This window comes from Lysobacter changpingensis (genome assembly GCF_017308985.1).
Lineage (GTDB): Bacteria > Pseudomonadota > Gammaproteobacteria > Xanthomonadales > Xanthomonadaceae > Lysobacter_J > Lysobacter_J changpingensis.
The window spans coordinates 1,155,856-1,175,420 of record NZ_JADWPE010000003.1; the positions used below are offsets into that span (position 1 = coordinate 1,155,856).

A 19,565-nucleotide genomic window follows, 5' to 3' on the forward strand; every position below is an offset into this window, starting at 1 on the left:
GGCGGGTGGGTTCGCCTCAAAGCTCGAACCGGTAACTCAACTTCACCAGCAACTGCTCGTCGTCGCGCAGTTCCAGGCTGTCGCGCAGCACGTCGTCCACCCGTTCGGTGAACGGATCCTGCCGATACCCGCCGCGCCCGTACACGACGTAGAGGTACGACAACGGCGCGATCTCGTAGCGGTAGCGCACCTGGAAACCCAGGTTGCGCACGCTGAAATCCTCGACGTCGTCGTTCGACGCGATCGATGCGCCACCCGGCATCACGCGATACGCCTGCTCGATGCTCGCGTCCAGGCCGATGGCCTGCATCTTCACGCGCAGTTCCTGCTTGTTGGTGATCGTCCAGTCCAGGCCGGCGTCGAGCTGCAGCATGCGTTCGTCGAACTCGCCGATCAGGTTGTCTTCCTGCCACACCAGCCAGCTCGGGATGCGCTCGTAGAAGCCGCCCAGGTACACGCTGAAGGCATCGCTGATGAAATACGTGGGCTGGATGCGCAGGTTGTAGCCGACCTTGTCGTTGCCGGCCAAGCCGCCTGAGAACACCTCCGACTCCATTTCCCAGCCCCAGTCGCCCTTGCGCGGCCGTTCGAACTCGAAGTACGCGTTGAAGTTCGCCGGCTTGTCGACCACGCCGTTGCCGCGCGTGAGCAGGTCGTCCACGCCGGAGCTGTTGATGTTGATCTGCGCGTATTCGTAGCTGCCGTTGCGCAGGTTGCTTTCGCGGCTGATGCGCAGCTGGCGCTGCAGCGTGTCGCCGTGGTCGTTGTCGGTGCCGCTGATGCGCGCGCGCCAGTCCTTGGATGCGTAGCGCGACTCCTTCGGCAGATCCGTGAAGCGGCGCATCACCTGCCAGTTGAGGTAGTTGGTGCTGGCACGCTGGAGGTAGCCGAAATCGTTGATCTCCAGCTCGTTGCCGAAGTGCATCGCCAGCCACTGCTGGCGCCAGCCATGGTCCATCTCGTAGTTCACCCACACCGTCGCACCGTTGTCGTCGGTGGTGCGGCCCTGCTCGTCGATCTGGCTGCCGATCACGCGCGTTTCCACGCTTACGCGCGCGGTGGGACGCCAGTTGTGGTCCACGCCCATCACGGTGGCGGTGCGATCCAGGAACGGGCGATCGACGTAGGTCACCATCGCGCCGAGGTTCTGCTTCGCCAGGTCGCGTACCACGCGCACCGCGCCGAACGTGCGGCCGACTTCATCGGCCTCGTCGGCGGCGAACACGCCGTACTTGGTCGCGCCGATGCTGCCGTTGAGCTTCACCGCCGCGGTGATGTCGCCGGCGCCGTCTTCGTCGTCGGCCGGGCCGCCGACGCGGCGCGTGTACAGCAGCTGGCTGTAATCCGAAGGCGTCGTGAACTCGAAGATGCCCTGGTTCTCGGTGAAGAACGGGCGCTTGTCGCTGATGAAGATCTCGGTCGCGTCGAAGTTGACGACGAGGTCGTCGCTCTCCACCTGGCCGAAATCCGGGTTGACCGTGGCCGACAGCTGGAACTGCCCGTTCGGCTTCCAGAACAGGTCCGCGCCGCCGTCGAACTCGTCGCCGCCGTTGGCGATGTCGTGCAGCCCCGACACGTACGGCGTGATCGCCAGCAGCGACTGGTCGTACTGCGGCATCTCCACCGGCGCGAAATCGGACAGGAAGCGCGGGCGCGTGTAGCTGGCGCCGGGCCAAGCCGAGCGTTCGCCGGTCGAGCCGATCACGCGGTCGAGGTAGATCCTCACCGTGCGCACGCCATTCCTGCCCTCGCGCATCGGCGCGATGTACCAGGGAACCAGCATCTCCACCGACCACGACGTGTCGTCCTCGCTGACGGCGTGGCGCCAGTTGCCGTCCCAGTCGTCGTTGAACTGGTTCTCGTTGGTGATCACCGCATCGGCGATGCCGTCGGTGGACGACACGGTGAAGTTGTAGCCCGTGCGCGCGTCGCCGTCGTAATCGATCATCAGGTTGACGCGGTCGACCTGCTCCTCGAAGTCGCGGCGGACGCGCTGGCGCGTGCGCGTGTCCAGCGGCTGCTGGTTGCGGAACGCGATGGCCAGGCCTTCGGGCGTGGCGAGGATCCAGGCTTCGGTCGGCAGCGTGCCTGGTTCCAGCGACAGAGGCTGGACCTTGCGGAAGTCGGTGACGTGGCGTGCGCCCTGCCATTCGGCGGGGTCGATGCGGCCGTCGATTTCCACCGCGAAGGTGGGCATCGAGAAAACGGCCAGGATGAGGAGCAGCGTTGCGCGCATGCGGAAGGTCTTCGCGGTCCATGTGGCCCAGCGCGTCGCCCCGGCTGCGCGTTGCGCGGCCACCGGCGTTCCGTGCTGGAGATTCGGCTTCGTGCCGGCCCGCGGCGTGTCCCCGGGCGAGGCGCAGACTAAGCGGCGCGGCGAACCCTACGCAGTGGCGTGAGTCATGGCAACCCTTTCGTTCCGCGGCGCATCAGGGGATGTGGAACCCCGTCATCACGGGGCGGGCGTTACTGCATGTGCCAGCCGTGGCTGACCACGAAGCTCTGGCCGGTGAAGACGGCGGTCGGGAATTCCGCGAGGAAGCGCACCGTGCGCGCGACGTCCTCCACGGTCGTGAAGATACCGTCCACGGTGTTGCCCAGCATCACGCGGCTGACCACTTCCCCTTCGCTGATGCCCAGTTCCTTCGCCTGCTCCGGGATCTGCTTGTCCACCAGCGGCGTCCGGACGAAGCCCGGGCACACGACGTGGCTGCGCACGCCATGCTTCGCGCCTTCCTTCGCCAGCGTGCGCGACAGGCCCAGCAGGCCGTGCTTGGCCGTCACGTAGGCGGATTTCAGCGGCGAGGCCAGGTGCGAATGCACCGAGCCCATGTAGATGACCGTGCCGCCCCGCTGCGTGCCGTCGGGCCGGGCGCCGTACATGTACGGAAGCACGGCCTTGGTCGTCAGGAACGCGCCGTCGAGGTGGATGGCGAGCATCTTCTTCCAGTCGGCGTAGGCGAACTGTTCGATCGGATTGACGATCTGGATGCCGGCGTTCGACACGAGGATGTCCACACCGCCGAAGGTTTCGTTAGCGCGCGCGACACCGGCCTCGACCGCGGCTTCGTCGGCGACGTCCATCGCGATGCCGAGCGCCTCGCCGCCCTGTCCTTCGATCTCGACAGCCACCGCCTGGGCGCCCTGCGCGTTGAGGTCGGCGATGACCACGCGTGCTCCGGCGCGCGCGAGTTCCAGCGCGATCTCCCGGCCGATGCCACTGGCGGCGCCGGTGACGAGGGCGGTCTTTCCGTCGAGGACGCGGGGGATGGCGGTCATGCGGGCTCCTGGTCGATGCGTGGGGTGCGCCGACGGCGCGGACGCAGTGTGGCCATGCGTCGGCGCGGGCGCCATTGTTCGATGGTACGGGATGGGGGATTGCGGGATTGTTTCGCAGCGCCGGGGCGCTGCGGCTTGCCGGCGTTGGGCGGCGACCCGTTTCCTTTCAGCGTTTGCAGCGCGGGTAAGCGAAGCGCACCCGGGATGGAGACGCGACCGCATTCCCGGGTGCGCTTCGCTTACCCGGGCTACAAGAGCCGCGAGGCTTACGCTGCCTTGCGTCCGGCCTTCTTCGCGCCGGTCTTCGTCGCCTTCTTGCCGGCGGCTTTCTTCGAGGAAGCCTTCTTCGAGGCAGCCTTCTTCGCCTTCGAAGCCTTCTTCTTCGGCGTCTTCGGCTGCAGCAGCGTGCCGGTGCAGTTGCGCGAGCCGCAGCGGCACTCCCAGATCTTCTTCAGCTCGGGCGTGTGCTTTTCCTCGAGCGTGATGCCGTAGTTGTACGACAGCTCCTGGCCCGGCTTGATGTCGCGGATCGCCTCGATGAACACGCGGTCCTTCGTGCGGTCGTCGCCGTCGGCCTCCTCCAGCACGGCCTCGCAGTTCGGCGAGCAACTGTGGTTGATCCAGCGCGCCACGCCGCCTTCGTAGTTGGCGTCGATCACGTATTCGTCGTTCAGCGTGAACAGGAACGTGTGGCCCGAATCGGGGTCGCCGGTGACATCGTTGTCCACTTCCTCGTGGGTCCGGCGGCGGCCCTTGTATTCGACGATGCGCTCGCCCTTTGCGATCGGGGCGACGGCGAAGACACCGTTGCCGTGGATGGCGGAACGACGGGCGACGATCTTGCGGGGCATGCGGAGGTCCGGTTGGGTGAAAGCGGCCATTCTGTACGGATCGGCGCGACATCGCCATCGCATGCCCATCACGGACGCGGCCGTTGCGGTTCGATGCCGGCACGTTCGCGGAATTCGGGCGCGCCGGGCCAGCTGAATCCCGCCGCGACCGCACCCTTGGCCCCGACGCCCGGAAACCGTACAATTCCGGTACGGATTGAAAGACCCCTGCCCCATGCTCCGCGTCACCAAGCTCACCGACTACGCAACGGTCGTCATGACCGTCCTGGCCCATGGCGATGCCGCCGTGCTCAGCGCCTCCGAACTGGCCGAGCGCTCGGGCCTGGAGGCCACCACCGTGGCCAAGGTCCTCAAACCGCTGGCGCAGGCCGGTCTGGTGGAGGGTTTCCGCGGCGCGAACGGCGGTTACCGCCTGGCGCGCCCGGCCGACGACATAGGCCTCATCGAGATCGTCGAAGCCATGGAAGGGCCGCTGGGCATGACCGAATGCAGTGTCCACACCGGCAACTGCGGGCTGGAGCAGTCCTGCGGCGTGCGCGCCAACTGGCGTCGCATCAACGACGTGGTGGTGGAGGCGCTGCGCGCGGTGACGCTCGCGCAGATGCTCGCCCCGCCGCCCAACGAACCACCCCGCAGGCGCATCGACCTGCACATGGCTTGATCAGTAGGCAGCCAATGGCCACCGAAATCCTTGAAAACCGCGAGATCCACGAGCAGCTCGGCCGCAAGTACGAGGCCGGCTTCGTCACGGACATCGAATCCGACAGCCTCCCGCCCGGCCTCAACGAGGACGTGATCCGCGCGCTCTCGGCCAAGAAGAACGAGCCGGAGTGGATGACCGACTGGCGCCTGGCCGCGTACCGGCACTTCCTGACGATGCCGATGCCGCACTGGGCCAAGCTCAACATCGCGCCGATCGACCTCCAGGCGGTGAGCTACTACTCCGCGCCGAAGGCCAAGTACGCCTCGCTGGACGACGTCCCGCAGGAACTGCTCGACACCTACGAGAAGCTCGGCGTGCCGCTGCACGAGCGTGCGAAGCTCGCCGGCGTCGCGGTCGATGCCGTGTTCGACTCGGTCTCCGTCGGCACCACGTTCCGCAAGGAACTGGCCGAGAAAGGCATCATCTTCTGCTCGCTGTCGGAGGCGCTGCACGACCATCCGGAGCTGGTGAAGAAGTACCTCGGCACCGTGGTCCCGACCGGCGACAACTACTTCGCCGCGCTGAACTCGGCGGTGTTTTCCGACGGCAGCTTCGTGTTCATTCCCAAGGGCGTGCGCTGCCCGATGGAACTGAGCACGTACTTCCGCATCAACGCGATGGGCACCGGCCAGTTCGAGCGCACGCTGATCATTGCCGAGGAAGGCAGCTACGTGTCGTACCTGGAAGGCTGCACCGCGCCGATGCGCGACGAGAACCAGCTGCACGCGGCGGTCGTCGAACTGGTCGCGCTGGACGACGCGGAGATCAAGTACTCCACGGTGCAGAACTGGTATCCGGGCGACGAGGAAGGTCGCGGCGGCATCTACAACTTCGTGACCAAGCGTGGCGAATGCCGCGGCGCGCGCAGCAAGATCAGCTGGACGCAGGTCGAAACCGGCTCGGCGATCACGTGGAAATACCCGTCGTGCGTGCTGGTCGGCGATGACTCGGTCGGCGAGTTCTATTCGGTCGCGCTCACGCATCATCGCCAGCAGGCCGACACCGGCACCAAGATGATCCACGTAGGCAAGCGCACCAAGAGCAAGATCATCAGCAAGGGCATCAGCGCCGGCCGCGGCCAGAACACCTATCGCGGCCTGGTGAAGGTGCTCGGCTCGGCCGAGGGCGCGCGCAACCACACGCAGTGCGACAGCCTGCTGATCGGCAAGAAGTGCGGCGCGCACACCTTCCCGTACATCGAAGTGAAGCACCCGGGCGCCACCGTCGAACACGAAGCGACCACCTCGAAGATCAGCGAGGACCAGCTGTTCTATTGCCGCTCGCGCGGCATCGGCGAGGAAGACGCCGTGTCGATGATCGTCGACGGCTTCTGCAAGAGCGTCTTCCGCGAACTGCCGATGGAGTTCGCGGTGGAAGCCAAGAAGCTGCTGGAAGTGTCGCTGGAAGGCAGCGTCGGCTGACGCGCGCTTCGAATCACAAATCACGAATCACGAATCACGCCCCCATGCTCAAGATCGAAAACCTCCACGTCTCCGTCGCCGGCAAGGAGATCCTCAAGGGCCTCACGCTGGAACTCACGCCCGGCCAGGTGCACGCGGTGATGGGTCCCAACGGCGCGGGCAAGTCCACGCTCGGCAACGTGCTCGCCGGCCGCGAAGGCTACGAGGTCACCGCAGGTACCGTCACGTTCGAAGGCCGCGACCTGCTCGCGCTGGAGCCGGAAGAGCGCGCCGCGACCGGCGTGTTCCTCGCGTTCCAGTACCCGGTCGAGATCCCGGGCGTGAACAACACCTACTTCCTGCGTTCGGCGCTCAACGCGCAGCGCAAGGCGCGCGGCGAGAGCGAACTGGATTCGATGCAGTTCCTCAAACTCGTGCGCGAGAAGCTGGCCGTGCTGCACCTGAAGGACGAGCTGCTGCATCGCGGCGTCAACGAAGGCTTCTCCGGCGGCGAGAAGAAGCGCAACGAGATCTTCCAGCTCGCGCTGCTCGAACCGAAGCTGGCGATCCTGGACGAAACCGATTCGGGCCTGGACATCGACGCGCTCAAGGCCGTCGCCGATGGCGTCAATGCGCTGCGCTCAGCGGAGCGCGCGTTCCTGGTGATCACGCATTACCAGCGCCTGCTCGACTACATCAAGCCCGACGTGGTGCACGTGCTGGCCGATGGCCGCATCGTCGAGACCGGCGGCCCGGAACTCGCGCTCGAGCTGGAACAGCACGGCTACGCGTGGGTGAAGGAACGCATCACGCCGGCAGCGAGCGCCTGACATGAGCGCCCTGCTCGATTCCTTCGCCACCGCGTTCCAGTCGCTGGACCTGCGCGACGCCGCCGGCCTGCGCGACACCCGCCGCGCCGCGCTCGACGACGCACTGCGCGATGGCATCCCGCACGCCCGCGTGGAAGCATGGAAATACACGCCCCTGCGTGCGCTGGAGCGCCGCGCGTTCGCTGCGCCCTCGCAGGCGGTTGCGACGTTCGACGTCGCGCTGCTCACCGAAATTCCGGCGCCGCGCATCGTGTTCGTCAACGGTCGTTTCGATGCGTCGCACAGCGATGTTTCGAGCCTCCCCACCGGCGTGACCCTGCAACCGCTCTCGCAGGTACTGATCGAAGGCGAACCGCGCGACGCGAGTTTCCTCGCACGCCGCTTCGATCGAAGCGATGAGATCTTCGCGCGCATCAACGCCGCGCTCGCCGACGACGGCATCGTGCTTCGCGCCGATGCCGGCGCGCGGTCGTCGCAGCCGGTCCATCTCGTGTTCGTGGGCGCGCCGGCCGGCACCGACCAGGCTTGGCATCTTCGCCACCTGATCGAACTGCGCGACGACGCATCGCTGGTCGTCGTCGAACATCACCTGGCGAGCGGCGCGCACACCCATCTCGCGAACCAGCTTACCCACGTGCACCTCGGCGCGAACGCAACGCTGCGTCACGCGCGCGTGCAGGACGACGCGACCGGCGCCACGCTGATGGCGCGTACCGACGCCGTGCTCGCGAAGGATGCAAATTACCGCCGCATCGATCTCGAACTCGGCGCCGGCCTGTCGCGCCACGAACTCAACGCCGCGCTGCACGGAAGCAACGCGCGCCTGCACGCGAACGGCGTGCTGCTCGCATCGGGCAAGCGCCATCTCGATACGCGGCTCGGCATCGATCACGTCGGCCGCGACACGTCGTGCGAACTCACCTGGCGTGGCATGGCGGCGGGTCGTTCCAAGGCCGCCTTCCACGGCGGCATCCTGATCCGCGAGGGCGCCGACGGCACCAACGCGCAGCTGTCGAACAAGAACCTGCTGCTGAGCGAAGGCGCCGAGATCGACACCCAGCCGGTGCTCGAAATCCACGCCGACGAAGTGCAGGCCGCGCATGGCGCGACCGTGGGCCAGCTCGATCCGACCGCGCTGTTCTACCTGCGCAGTCGCGGGCTGTCGTCCGACCAGGCGCGCGCCCTGCTGACCGCGGCGTTCTGCCGCGAAACGCTGTCCGTATTCGAACCGGGCGATCCGCTGCGCCGCGCGCTGGAAGCCCGCCTCGACGCCGCGCTCGAACGCCTGGGCGCGGCCTGACTGGAGCCACGATGAACCTTCCCGCCACCGATTCGACGAACGCCATCGACTGGGCCCGCGTACGCGCCGACTTCCCGCTGCTCACGCGGCAGGTGCACGGCAAGCCGCTGGTCTATTTCGATTCGGCCAATACCGGGCAGAAGCCCGATTCGGTGATCGACGCGGTCGACGACTTCTATCGTCGCCACAACGCCAACGTGAGCCGCGCCGTGCACGCGCTCGGCACGGAGGCGACGGAAGCCTACGAAGGCGCGCGTTCGAAGCTGGCGAAGTTCCTCAACGTGCGCGCCGACGAACTGGTGCTGTGCAGCGGTACCACGTTCGCGCTGAACCTGGTCGCGTATTCGTGGGCGCTGCCGCAACTCAAGCCGGGCGACGCGATCGTGCTCACCCGCATGGAGCACCACGCGAACATCGTGCCGTGGCAGCTCGTCGCGCAGCGCACGGGCGCGATCATCAAGGTCGCGGAGATCGACGAGCGCGGTGAGCTCGACCTGCCGCAGCTGTATTCCCTGCTCACGCCCGAGGTGAAGCTGCTCTCGCTCACGCACGTGTCCAACGTGCTCGGCACGGTGAACCCCGTGCGCGAGATCTGCCGCGAGGCGCGCAGGCGCGGCATCGTCACCGTGATCGATGGTTCGCAGGCCGTGCCGCATCGTGCCGTCGACATCGCGTCGATCGGCTGCGACTTCTACGCCTTCACCGGCCACAAGATGTCGGGGCCGACCGGCACCGGCGCGCTGTGGGCGCGCCGCGAACACCTCGCCGCGATGCCGCCCTTCATCGGCGGCGGCGAGATGATCAAGGAAGTGCGCTTCGAAGGCACGGTGTTCAACGAGGCGCCGCACAAGTTCGAAGCCGGCACGCCGAACATCGCCGGCTTCGTCGGGCTGGGCGCGGCGGTGGATTACCTGTCGTCGCTGGGCATGCACCACATCGAAGCGCGCGAGCAGGAACTGCTGGCGCACTTCAACGAAGCGCTCTCGACGGTAGAAGGCCTGCGCATCTTCGGCCAGGCGCGCGAGAAGGCCGCGGTGGTGAGCTTCCTCGTCGAAGGCGCGCATGCGCACGATCTGGCGACGCTGCTCGACCTGGAAGGCGTCGCGATCCGTTCCGGCCACCATTGCGCGCATCCGCTGATGCAGCACTTCGGCGTACCGGCGACCTGCCGCGCGTCCCTGGCGTTCTACAACACGCACGAGGAAATCGAGGCGTTCGTCGCGGCGCTGCGGAAGGTTCGCCGGCTGCTGGGATGATTTCCCGCGTCGCATCGGATGACAGCATCGCGACCAGGCCGGAAAATGGGCCTGCCTCCCACCGATCCGACCCCACGCCATGACCGCACAGCCCCTGCAATTCCGCCGCGCCACCCACGCCGACATCGACGCGCTCGTCGCGCTGATCGAATCGGCCTACCGCGGCGACACCAGCAAGCAGGGCTGGACCACCGAAGCCGACATGCTCGGCGGTCGCCGCACCGGGCCGGACGACGTGCAGGCCTGCATCGATCGCGCTCGCAGCGTGATCCTCATCGCCGAACGCGACGCGCAGCTGCTCGCCTGCGCGCACGTGGCCGACGAGGACGGCGCCGGTTATTTCGGCATGTTCTCGGTGAATCCCGCGCTGCAGGGCGGCGGCATCGGCAAGCAGGTCATCGCCGAGGCCGAACGCGTGGTCCGCGAGGAGTGGGCCCTGCCTGCGATGCGCATGGCGGTGATCGACATCCGCGATGAACTCATCGCCTTCTACGAACGCCGCGGTTACCACCGCACCGGCATCAAGAAGCCGTTCCCGTATGGCGACGAGCGCTTCGGCCTGCCCAAGCGCGACGACCTGCGTTTCGAGGTGCTGGAGAAGGCGCTGTGAGCGAGAAGCCGTGGGTGTTCGTCTGCGCGACCTCGCAGCTGTTGCCGGGTGAGCAGACTGTCGCCTGGGACGGCGACACCGCCATCCTGGTCGTCAATTACGACGGCGATTACTACGCGCTCGAGGACAAGTGCTCGCACGAGGACTTCGAGCTGTCCGCTGGCAACTACGACGGCGACGAGGCGACGATCGAATGCGTCCTGCACGGCGCGAAGTTCGACGTGCGCGACGGCCGGCCGCTGTGCGCGCCGGCTTACGAGCCGGTGCCCAAGTTCCCGGTGAAGGTCGACGACGTCGGCATCTGGACGCGGGACGATCGCGGCTGACTCCCGCGGCTGGCCCCTCTCCCACCGTCGATCCGCTTGTGTAGCCCGGGTAAGCGCAGCGCACCCGGTGCCCCTCACGCTTGGACCCGGGCATTGCCAATGGCCGCCCGTTCTTCCGCCGCAGGCGGATGGGTCTTGGAACCCTGCGGGTGAAGCCCCCGGGTGCGCTTCGCCTGCCCGCGCTAAGCGCCCTGCTTGTCGTCGCGCCGCTGCGCGCCAGGCGCCGTTCGGCCGCTCGCGTTCACTTTTCGTTGCAAATGAGAATATCTCTCATTAACATCTGACCCGAACCGCGGCCGCGCCGCACGCCTATTCGGGAAACCCATGTCCAACAGGAAGTTCGTCGTTTCGCCGCTCGCCGGCGCACTTGCACTCGCGGTGGCCGCGCCCGTCATGGCCGAGCCGGCGGGCGAGCCGGCCGATGCACGCAACCTCGACAAGATCGAGGTCCACGGCGAGTACGTCGAAAAGCCCTCCTCGGTGAAGTACACCGAGCCGCTGCTCGACACGCCCCAGACCATCACCGTCGTCACGCGCGACGTGATGGACCAGCAGAACCTGATCGGCCTGCGCGACGTGCTCAGCACGCTGCCGGGCATCACCTTCGGCGCCGGCGAAGGCGGCGGTGGTTACGGCGACAGCATCACCCTGCGCGGCTTCAACGCGAACAGCGACATCACCACCGACGGCGTGCGCGACAGCGCGCAGTACTCGCGCACCGACAACTTCAACCTCGACGCGGTCGAACTGGTCAACGGCGCCAACTCGGTGTACTCGGGCGCGGGCTCGGTGGGCGGCAACATCAACCTGGTGAGCAAGACCGCGCGCAGCGGCGACTTCACCGTGCTGCAGGCCGGCGCCGGCACCGACAGCTTCGGCCGCCTCACGGTCGACAGCAATACCGACCTCGACAACGGCGCGGCCTTCCGCATCAACGCGATGGTCCACCAGAACGACGTGCCGGGCCGCGACTACGAGAACTTCGAACGCTGGGGCATCGCGCCCTCGGTCGCGTTCGGCCTGGACGGCGACACGCGCTTCACCGCGAGCTATTTCCACCAGAGCGACGACAACATCCCGCAATACGGCGTGCCGTACTACCCCGCGTTCGGCGGCGGGCTGCCGGGCGTCGATCCGGAAAACTACTACGGCTACCACAACATCGATCGCCAGAAGATCGACGTGGACATGATCACCGGCGTGTTCGAGCACGATTTCAGCGAGAACACCACGCTGCGCAGCCTCGCCCGGTTCCAGCAGGTCGAACAGCTGAGCATCGTCGACCCGCCGCAGGGCACGTGGTGCCTGCCGGCCGGTTTCAACCCGTCCACCGGCCTTGCGTGCGACACGCCGGACACCTACCAGCCCAGCGGTCCGCGCGGCCTGAGCCGCGACACGAAGAACACGCTGGCGATCAGCCAGACGGATGTGGTCTCGCGCTTCGCCACCGGCTCGGTCGAGCATTCGCTGGTCGCCGGCGTGTCGTTCTCGCGCGAGGAATACGACCTCGACAGCGGCAACCTGTTCCGCACACCGGCCGGCGCGCCGGTGCCGCTGCCGCCGATGTCGGTGAGCGATCCGTTCTCGGTCTACACCGGCCCGATCAACTACCTGCGCGCGAGCATCGCCGAAGGTTCGCTCGACAACCAGGCGATCTACGCCTTCGACACGCTCGAATTCAACGATCGCTGGATGCTGAACCTCGGCGCGCGTTACGAGCACAACGAAGGCGAAACGGTCACCACCACCTTCAACACCGTCGCCGGCAGTCCGGAACTCGGCCAGCCCACCGCGTACACGGTCGCGCGCAACTCCGACGACCTGTTCTCGTACCGCGCCGGCCTGATCTTCAAGCCGGCGCAGAACGCGAGCCTGTACCTGGCCTATTCGAACAGCAAGACGCCGTCGAAGGCCTCGGTGAACGGCTCGTGCACCGCGACCAGCACCACCGGCACGGCGAACTGCAACGTCGATCCGGAAACGGCGGTGAACGTCGAGCTCGGCGCGAAGTGGGACATCAACAACCGCCTGGCGCTGACCGCGGCGGTGTTCCGCAACGAGCGCGAGGAATACAAGGTCGCCGATCCGGGCAATCCGGAGAACCCCAGCGGCGAACAGCAGCTCGACGGCACCGCGCGCGTGGACGGCGTCGCGCTCGGCGCGGCCGGGCGCATCACCGATGCGTGGTCGATCTTCGCCAACGTGACGTGGCTGGACAGCGAAGTGATCCAGGGCGTGTCCGACTTCTGCAAGGCGAATCCGGGCGGGGCGTGCAACAACACGCCGGAGAATCCGGACCCGCTCGCCGGCCTGCCGATCAGCGGCACGCCGGAGCGCTCGGGCAGCCTGTGGACGACCTACGACCTGGCCCAGTGGACGTTCGGCTACGGCCTGACCTACGTGGGCAGCTACGACGTCTACACCGGCAACGGCGCGAACATCGCCGAAGCCAAGGGCTACACGGCGCACCGCGCGATGGTGGGTTTCGACGTCAACGAACGCCTCGCCTTCCAGCTCAACGTCAACAACCTGTTCGACAAGACCTACTACACGCGCATCCGCAACAACGGCTGGGCGACGCCGGGCGAGGCGCGACAGGTGGTGTTGTCGGCGGTGTACAGGTTCTAATCGCGGTCCATCCAGGCAACGCGACGCCCGGCTGCCGGGCGATCGCATCGAAGGAACCCAGATGCTGCTCCAGGTCCCGCAAGTCCTCAGCGCCGAACAGGTCGCGCATTGCCGCGACCGCCTGCGGCAGGCCGGCTGGGCCGACGGTCGCATCACCGCCGGCCATCAGTCGGCGATGGCGAAGGACAACGCGCAGCTGCCGGAGAACGATCCGGCGGTGCGCGAACTCGGCGGGCTGATCCTCGATGCGCTCGCGCGCAACACGACGTTCTTCTCGGCCGCGCTGCCGCAGCGCATCTATCCGCCGTTGTTCAATCGCTACAGCGACGGGCAGTCGTTCGGCTTCCACGTCGACAACGCGATCCGCTACGACCGCAGCCGCGGCGGCGCGGATCCGGTGCGCACCGATCTTTCCGCGACGCTGTTCCTCAGCGCGCCGGAGGAATACGACGGCGGCGAGCTGATCATCGAGGACACCTTTGGAGTGCAGCGTGTGAAGCTGCAGGCCGGCGACATGGTGCTCTACCCCGGCACGAGCCTGCACAAGGTCACGCCGGTGACGCGCGGCGAACGTATCGCGTCGTTCTTCTGGATCCAGAGCCTGCTGCGCGAGGATGCGCAGCGCCGGCTGATGTTCGAGCTGGACGTGTCGATCCGCCGGCTCACGCAGGACGTGCCGGAACATCCCTCGCTCGTGCAGCTCACGGGCATCTACCACAACCTGCTTCGACGCTGGGCCGAGCCGTGAGTCGCGCGCGATGAACCGCATGCCCGCCACGCCGGACATCGCCGCGCAGCAGCAGCGTCGCGGCTTCTGGCTGCGCACGCTGCATTCCTGGCACTGGATCAGTTCGGCGATCTGCCTGGTCGGCATGCTGCTGTTCGCCATCACCGGCATCACGCTCAATCATTCGGCGGCGATCGAAGCCCAACCGGAAACGCTCACGCGCAAGGTCGAGATGCCCGCCTCCGTGCTGCGCGCGCTCGGCACGCGCGAGGACGGCAACGCACCGCTGCCCGCCACCGTGAGCGACTGGCTTGGCGACGTACTGCCCGTGTCGATCGGCACGCAGGAAGCGGAGTGGTCCGAGGACGAGGTGTACCTCGCGTTGCCGCGCCCTGGCGGCGACGCGTGGCTGAGCATCGATCGTGCAAGCGGCGCGGTGGAATACGAGCGCACCACGCGCGGCGCCATCGCCTATCTGAACGATCTCCACAAGGGCCGCAATGCGGGCGCGGCATGGCGCTGGTTCATCGACGTGTTCGCGCTGGCGTGCCTGGTGTTCTGCATCACCGGCCTGTTCCTGTTGCAGATGCACGCGCGGCAGCGGCGCATGACCTGGCCGTACGTCGCGCTGGGGCTCGCGTTGCCGCTGCTGCTTGCGCTGCTTTTCATCCACTGACGAACCTGTCCAAGAAGGGAGTTTCCATGCGCGTCCAACTGACCATCGCGTTGAGCGGGCTGCTCGCGCTGCCGGCGTACTCGGCGGAGATCGACGTGAGCGTGCAGATCCCGCAGCTCAACGTCGCCGAGTACCACCGCCCGTACGTGGCGATCTGGGTGGAAGGCGCGGACCAGAAGGCGCTCGCCAACCTGGCGGTGTGGTACCAGCAAAAATCCACCGCCGAAGGCCACGGCACCAAGTGGTTGCCCGACCTTCGCCAGTGGTGGCGGCGCAGCGGACGCACGCTGAAGGTGCCGGTGGACGGCGTGACCGGCCCGACGCGTCCCGTCGGCACGCATGCGCTCAGGTTCGACGCGAAGCATCCGGAACTGGCCGAGCTGCCGCCGGGCGACTACACGCTGGTGGTCGAAGCCGTGCGCGAAGTCGGCGGTCGCGAGCTGGTGAAGGTGCCGCTCAAGTGGGGCGGCGCGGCCGGCGGCAAGGCGCAGGGAACGAGCGAGCTGGGACTGGTGACGGTCGCCAGCAAGCCCTGAATCGCGATCCTGCGCACGAACGCCAGCCGGAACGCAGACACCACTTCGATACACGCAAACAGGAGCATGCCGTGAACAAGATCCCCAAGCTCGCCGCGCTCGCGCTGGCCCTCACCCTTCCCTTCGCCGCGCAGGCGCACAAGGCGTGGCTGCAGCCCTCGCAGACCGTGCTGGCCGGCAACAATCCGTGGGTGACGGTGGATGCGGCGGTGTCGAACGACCTGTTCTACTTCAACCATGTCCCGCTGAAGACCGACAACCTCACCATCACCGCGCCCGACGGCAGCGTGGTGGCCGCGCAGAATGCCGCCACGGGCAAGTACCGTTCGGTGTTCGACGTCGAACTGAAACAGACCGGCACCTATCGCATCGGCGTGGTGAACGATTACGTCACCGGCAGCTGGGAAGAGAACGGCAAGCCCAGGCGCTGGCGCGGCACCGAGGCGACCTTCGCCACGGAAGTGCCGAAGAACGCGAAGAACCTGCAGGTCGGCCAGTCGGTGAGCCGCGTGGAAACCTTCGTCACCAACGGTTCGCCCAACGAAACCGCGCTGAAGCCGAGCGGCGTCGGCCTGGAACTGGTGCCGGTGACGCATCCCAACGATCTGTTCGCGGGCGAGGAAGCGACGTTCCGTTTCCAGATCGACGGCAAGCCGGCGGCGAACCTCGAGGTGGAGATCGTTCGCGGCGGCACGCGTTATCGCAACGCGCAGGACGAGATCAAGGTGAAGACCGGTGCCGACGGCGAGTTCCGCGTGACCTGGCCGGAAGCGGGCATGTACTGGGTCGAAACGACGTCGCAGGACGGCAAGACCACGGTGCGGCAGGCCAAGCAGCGACGCCTGGGCTATGTCGCCACGCTGGAAGTGCTGCCGCAGTAATCGCGCTTCCGTGAACACTTTCGTTGTCGCAGCGCAGCCCGCGCGCGCCGTCGATGTCCTCGGCGGCGCGACGATGGGCACGACGTGGTCGGTGAAGCTCGTCGCGCCACGCGGCGCCGATCTGCATGCACTGCATGCGGGCATCCAGGCGCGGCTCGACGACGTCGTCGCGCAGATGAGCAACTGGGACGCGGGCTCCGACCTGAGCCGCTACAACGCGTCGGACGCGGGCTCGTGGCATGCGTTGCGCGCGGACTTCTTCGCGGTGCTGTCGTGCGCGCTCGACATCGCCCATGCCAGCGGCGGCGCGTTCGATCCGACCGTCGGCCCGCTGGTGGACGGCTGGGGCTTCGGGCCATCGGGCACGTCCGTCGAATGCTTCTCTCCCGATGTCGCGCGTACGCAGGTGCAATGGCGACGCGTGGTGCTCGATCGCGCTGCGCGTCGCGTGCTGCAACCGGGCGGAACGCGGCTGGATCTTTGCGCGATCGCGAAGGGATTCGCTGTCGATGCCGTCGCCGCACAGCTGCGCGCGCTGGGTGTCGAAGCGGCGCTTGTGGAAGTGGGCGGCGAGCTGTACGGCTACGGCCGAAAGCCGGATGACACGCCGTGGCGGGTGATCGTCGAAGGCTGGCAGGGCGACGAGAGCGATGCATCCGAACCGCGCGTGCTCGCGCTCGATGGCCTCGCGGTGGCGACGTCCGGCGATCGCTGGCACCGGCGCGAACACGAGGGTCGCGGCATCAGCCATACGATCGATCCACGCAGCGGGCGTCCCGCACTCGATGCGCCTGTCGCCGTGACCGTCGCCGCCGACGACGCGATGCGCGCCGATGCGTGGGCGACGGGGCTCACGGTGCTGGGAACGCGCGAAGGATTGCAGGTCGCACGGGCGAACGGACTGGCGGCGCGATTCGTCGATGTCGATGGGGTCCGCGTCGAGGAACGCATGACGTCTGCGTTCGAAGCGCTGTTGCAGGCAGGAGTGGGGCTGGCTTGAACGGCAACGGCTCGCTTCGTGTCTGGTTCGGCAACGGCGTCGTGCTGTCGCTGCTGCTCGCGTTGGCGGTCGCGTTCGGGCGCTGGCAGGCGGAACCGTGGTGGGTCGCTTCGCCACGCGCGGGCGGCTGGGTGCTTGCGGTGGTGGTCATGCTGGCGTTCGTCGGATTGTGCGCGGCAACGTGGCGACGGGCACGTCAGGATCGCGCCGACGCCGACGATGCCGACACGCCGGGCGACGACGCGATGCTGCTCGCCTGGGCCAGCCAGACCGGCTTCGGCCAGCAGCTCGCCGAACACACCGCGCGGGCGTTGCGCGACGCGGGAACCGCGGTGCGCGTACTGCCGCTGCATCGCGTCGACGCGGACGTGTTGCGCTCGCACCGGCGCGCGCTCTTCATCGCCAGCACCACGGGTGAAGGCGATCCGCCGGATCACGCGCTCGGATTCACGCGGCACGTGCTCGGCCAGCCGATGGCGCTCGCCGGATTGCAGTACGCGGTGCTCGCGCTGGGCGATCACGCATACGAACGTTTCTGCGGATTCGGCCGTCGCCTCGACCAGTGGCTGCATCACAACGGTGCGCAGCCGATGTTCGACCGCATCGACGTGGACGCCGGCGACGCGGGTGCGCTGCGCCACTGGCAGCACCGCCTCGGCCAGCTGGCGGGCCACACCGCCTTCGCAGACTGGAGCGCGCCGCAGTACCGTCCGTGGCGTTTGCGGGAACGGCGCTGGCTCAACCCGGGGAGCGTCGGCGGCCCCGCATATCACGTGGCGCTCGTTCCGGTGGATGCGCGCGATCTGCAATGGCAGGCGGGGGACATCGCCGAGATCGGGCCGCGCCATGCGCCGTCGGCGGTGATGGGATGGCTGGCCGCGTCCGGTCACGACGTAACGGCGCAAGTGGAGCACGCCGGCGAGACCGTCGAACTGGCGACGCTGTTGCAGCGCTCGCGCCTGCCGGAGCCGGACAGCGCGCGCGGCCAGTCGGCGCAAGCCATCGCCAATGCGCTGCAGCCCCTGCCGCATCGTGAATACTCCATCGCATCGCTGCCGGAGGACGGCTCGCTGCAGTTGCTCGTTCGCCAGATGCGCCATCCCGATGGTCGGCTGGGCAGTGGCAGCGGCTGGCTGACGGCGCATGCGGACGTCGGCACGACCCTCGACCTGCGCATCCGCCGCAACCTCGCGTTCCATCCGCCACAGGACGATCGGCCGATGATCCTCGTCGGCAATGGCACCGGCCTCGCCGGACTGCGCGCGCACCTGAAGGCGCGGCACGCGCAGGGTCATCGGCGCAACTGGCTGGTGTTCGGCGAACGGCAGCGCGAGCACGATTTCCACCATCAGGGTGAGATCGAAAGCTGGCTCCGCGACGGCCACCTGCAACACCTCGACCTCGCCTTCTCCCGCGACGGCACGCAGCGCGTGTACGTGCAGGACGTGCTGCGCGCGCGAGCCGGCCGACTTCGCGCGTGGATCGACCACGGCGCCGCCGTCTACGTCTGCGGCAGCCTGGAGGGCATGGCGCCAGCGGTGGATGCGGTGTTGCGTGACCTGGTTGGTTTGGATGCGCTGGAAGCGATGGCGGCCGACGGGCGATATCGCCGGGATGTTTACTGACGCGGCTGCTCCACCTGCACGTTACCGACGCGCTCTGGAGCACGCGCCGGAAGACGCTACGGACCCACCGGCTCGATCCGGATCAACAGCAACTCCCCGCCGCCGTCGAGCACATGCCGCAAACGCTCGCTTCCGGCTTCGAAGAACGCCGTGTCGCCGGCCGCCAGCGGCGGCAGTCCCGACTCGTCCGCGAACTCCGCCTGTCCCGCGATGAGGTGCGCCACCCATGTGGAGCCCGGCTCGGCGAACAGCACCATCGGGCCGACCAGCGGCCGATGCCACAACGCGGCACGTACGCGATCGCGACGCCACATCAGGTTGAAGTCGTGCGTCGGCCCGTCCAGCAGTTCGCCGGTCACCTTGCGTTCGCCGGCGAAGCGCAGGCGATCGTGAGGCGGATGCAGCTCATGCGCCTCGCCGTCGTCGAAGCGCAGGCGCACGCCGTTGCCGCTGAGCAGGACCAGTTCACGATCGATCCCCGGGAAGACGGAGAACTCCGAATCGCGCTCGATTTCCGCGATCGACAGCCGCCAGTCCCACGGCGCGTCCGCGGCGGCATCGGCGAGATGGCCGGCGTGGATCTCCCGCGTCCAGCCCAGTTGATTGCGCCAGCGTTCGCGGCGGTATTCGTTGGCGGGCATTACCCGCGAACGGCTGCGTTGCTCGGGAGCCATGCGCCATGTCCGGAAAGTCGACGACGAACAGTCTAGCGAGACAACGCGCCCACCATGCGGACGTCGTGCCACGCTTCCGTCTGCAAGCTGGTTCTGTCGTACGGTGCACCCCCACCCAACCGCAGCCATCGGGCACAGCCGATGGCGTTCGTCGGGACGCGCCTGTGGCGCGCGAAACGTCCCGTCTCACCCCTGCACGCAGGGCGGAGCAAGAGCAGCGGATTTCGCGGATTGACGCGTCGCCGGCCCGGCGCGCCGGATCG

At 67.6% G+C, this 19,565-nt stretch carries 17 protein-coding genes and 1 pseudogene; 14 read left to right on the plus strand and 4 right to left on the minus strand.

Features of this window, described 5'->3' with window-relative positions; genetic code table 11:
- Window positions 1–16: 16 nt before the first annotated feature.
- From I4U41_RS12320 to I4U41_RS12330, 3 genes and pseudogenes are all read right to left on the minus strand, one after another.
- Window positions 17–2,236 carry a DUF5916 domain-containing protein gene (locus tag I4U41_RS12320; RefSeq protein WP_206861382.1) on the minus strand — a complete coding sequence of 740 codons (2,220 nt, stop codon included), beginning with the start codon at window positions 2,234–2,236 and terminating at the stop codon, window positions 17–19.
- A 230-nt stretch (window positions 2,237–2,466) separates the two neighbouring features.
- A complete protein-coding gene (locus I4U41_RS12325) occupies window positions 2,467–3,279 on the minus strand; it encodes a 3-hydroxybutyrate dehydrogenase (RefSeq protein ID WP_206861383.1) in 813 nt (270 codons plus the stop codon).
- Between the two features lie 389 nt (window positions 3,280–3,668).
- Window positions 3,669–4,130: pseudogene (locus I4U41_RS12330) on the minus strand (SET domain-containing protein); the annotation flags it as partial.
- Window positions 4,131–4,344: 214 nt separating this feature from the next.
- Here I4U41_RS12330 and I4U41_RS12335 point away from each other — a divergent pair.
- The 14 genes from I4U41_RS12335 (at window position 4,345) to I4U41_RS12400 (ending at window position 18,628) form a co-directional block, all read left to right on the plus strand.
- Entirely contained in the window at window positions 4,345–4,791 is a 447-nt protein-coding gene (locus tag I4U41_RS12335) for an SUF system Fe-S cluster assembly regulator (protein WP_206861385.1), read from the plus strand.
- A 14-nt stretch (window positions 4,792–4,805) separates the two neighbouring features.
- On the plus strand, window positions 4,806–6,254 hold the full coding sequence (gene sufB / locus I4U41_RS12340; protein ID WP_206861386.1) for a Fe-S cluster assembly protein SufB: 1,449 nt from the start codon (window positions 4,806–4,808) through the stop codon (window positions 6,252–6,254).
- A 44-nt stretch (window positions 6,255–6,298) separates the two neighbouring features.
- Complete coding sequence (gene sufC, locus I4U41_RS12345; RefSeq protein WP_206861387.1) at window positions 6,299–7,063, plus strand: Fe-S cluster assembly ATPase SufC; 765 nt, start codon at window positions 6,299–6,301, stop codon at window positions 7,061–7,063.
- Window position 7,064: 1 nt separating this feature from the next.
- On the plus strand, window positions 7,065–8,363 hold the full coding sequence (gene sufD / locus I4U41_RS12350) for a Fe-S cluster assembly protein SufD (protein ID WP_206861388.1): 1,299 nt from the start codon (window positions 7,065–7,067) through the stop codon (window positions 8,361–8,363).
- An 11-nt stretch (window positions 8,364–8,374) separates the two neighbouring features.
- The gene (locus tag I4U41_RS12355; RefSeq protein ID WP_206861389.1) at window positions 8,375–9,619 is read left to right on the plus strand and encodes a cysteine desulfurase; all 1,245 of its coding nucleotides are present in this window, start codon (window positions 8,375–8,377) and stop codon (window positions 9,617–9,619) included.
- Window positions 9,620–9,698: 79 nt separating this feature from the next.
- Window positions 9,699–10,229, plus strand: coding sequence for a GNAT family N-acetyltransferase (locus tag I4U41_RS12360; RefSeq protein WP_206861390.1), 531 nt, complete (start codon window positions 9,699–9,701; stop codon window positions 10,227–10,229).
- Window positions 10,226–10,555, plus strand: a complete 330-nt coding sequence (locus I4U41_RS12365; protein WP_206861391.1) for a non-heme iron oxygenase ferredoxin subunit — start codon at window positions 10,226–10,228, stop codon at window positions 10,553–10,555. The genes I4U41_RS12360 and I4U41_RS12365 overlap by 4 nt, the downstream gene beginning before the upstream one ends.
- 324 nt (window positions 10,556–10,879) lie before the next feature.
- Window positions 10,880–13,183, plus strand: a complete 2,304-nt coding sequence (locus I4U41_RS12370; protein WP_206861392.1) for a TonB-dependent receptor — start codon at window positions 10,880–10,882, stop codon at window positions 13,181–13,183.
- 61 nt (window positions 13,184–13,244) lie between these two features.
- The gene (locus I4U41_RS12375) at window positions 13,245–13,931 is read left to right on the plus strand and encodes a Fe2+-dependent dioxygenase (protein WP_206861393.1); all 687 of its coding nucleotides are present in this window, start codon (window positions 13,245–13,247) and stop codon (window positions 13,929–13,931) included.
- Window positions 13,932–13,950: 19 nt separating this feature from the next.
- Window positions 13,951–14,586: a PepSY-associated TM helix domain-containing protein gene (locus I4U41_RS12380; protein ID WP_425492577.1), complete on the plus strand. Its 636-nt coding sequence runs from the start codon at window positions 13,951–13,953 to the stop codon at window positions 14,584–14,586.
- Window positions 14,587–14,612: 26 nt separating this feature from the next.
- On the plus strand, window positions 14,613–15,122 hold the full coding sequence (locus I4U41_RS12385) for a DUF2271 domain-containing protein (RefSeq protein WP_206861395.1): 510 nt from the start codon (window positions 14,613–14,615) through the stop codon (window positions 15,120–15,122).
- Between the two features lie 80 nt (window positions 15,123–15,202).
- The gene (locus tag I4U41_RS12390; RefSeq protein WP_206861655.1) at window positions 15,203–16,003 is read left to right on the plus strand and encodes a DUF4198 domain-containing protein; all 801 of its coding nucleotides are present in this window, start codon (window positions 15,203–15,205) and stop codon (window positions 16,001–16,003) included.
- Window positions 16,004–16,076: 73 nt separating this feature from the next.
- A complete protein-coding gene (locus I4U41_RS12395; protein WP_242525231.1) occupies window positions 16,077–17,003 on the plus strand; it encodes an FAD:protein FMN transferase in 927 nt (308 codons plus the stop codon).
- Window positions 17,000–18,628: a sulfite reductase subunit alpha gene (locus I4U41_RS12400; RefSeq protein ID WP_206861397.1), complete on the plus strand. Its 1,629-nt coding sequence runs from the start codon at window positions 17,000–17,002 to the stop codon at window positions 18,626–18,628. Before I4U41_RS12395 ends, I4U41_RS12400 begins: the two co-directional genes overlap by 4 nt.
- A 56-nt stretch (window positions 18,629–18,684) precedes the next feature.
- Here I4U41_RS12400 and I4U41_RS12405 read toward each other — a convergent pair whose 3' ends face one another.
- Window positions 18,685–19,302 carry a HutD/Ves family protein gene (locus tag I4U41_RS12405; RefSeq protein WP_206861398.1) on the minus strand — a complete coding sequence of 206 codons (618 nt, stop codon included), beginning with the start codon at window positions 19,300–19,302 and terminating at the stop codon, window positions 18,685–18,687.
- Window positions 19,303–19,565: the final 263 nt, after the last annotated feature.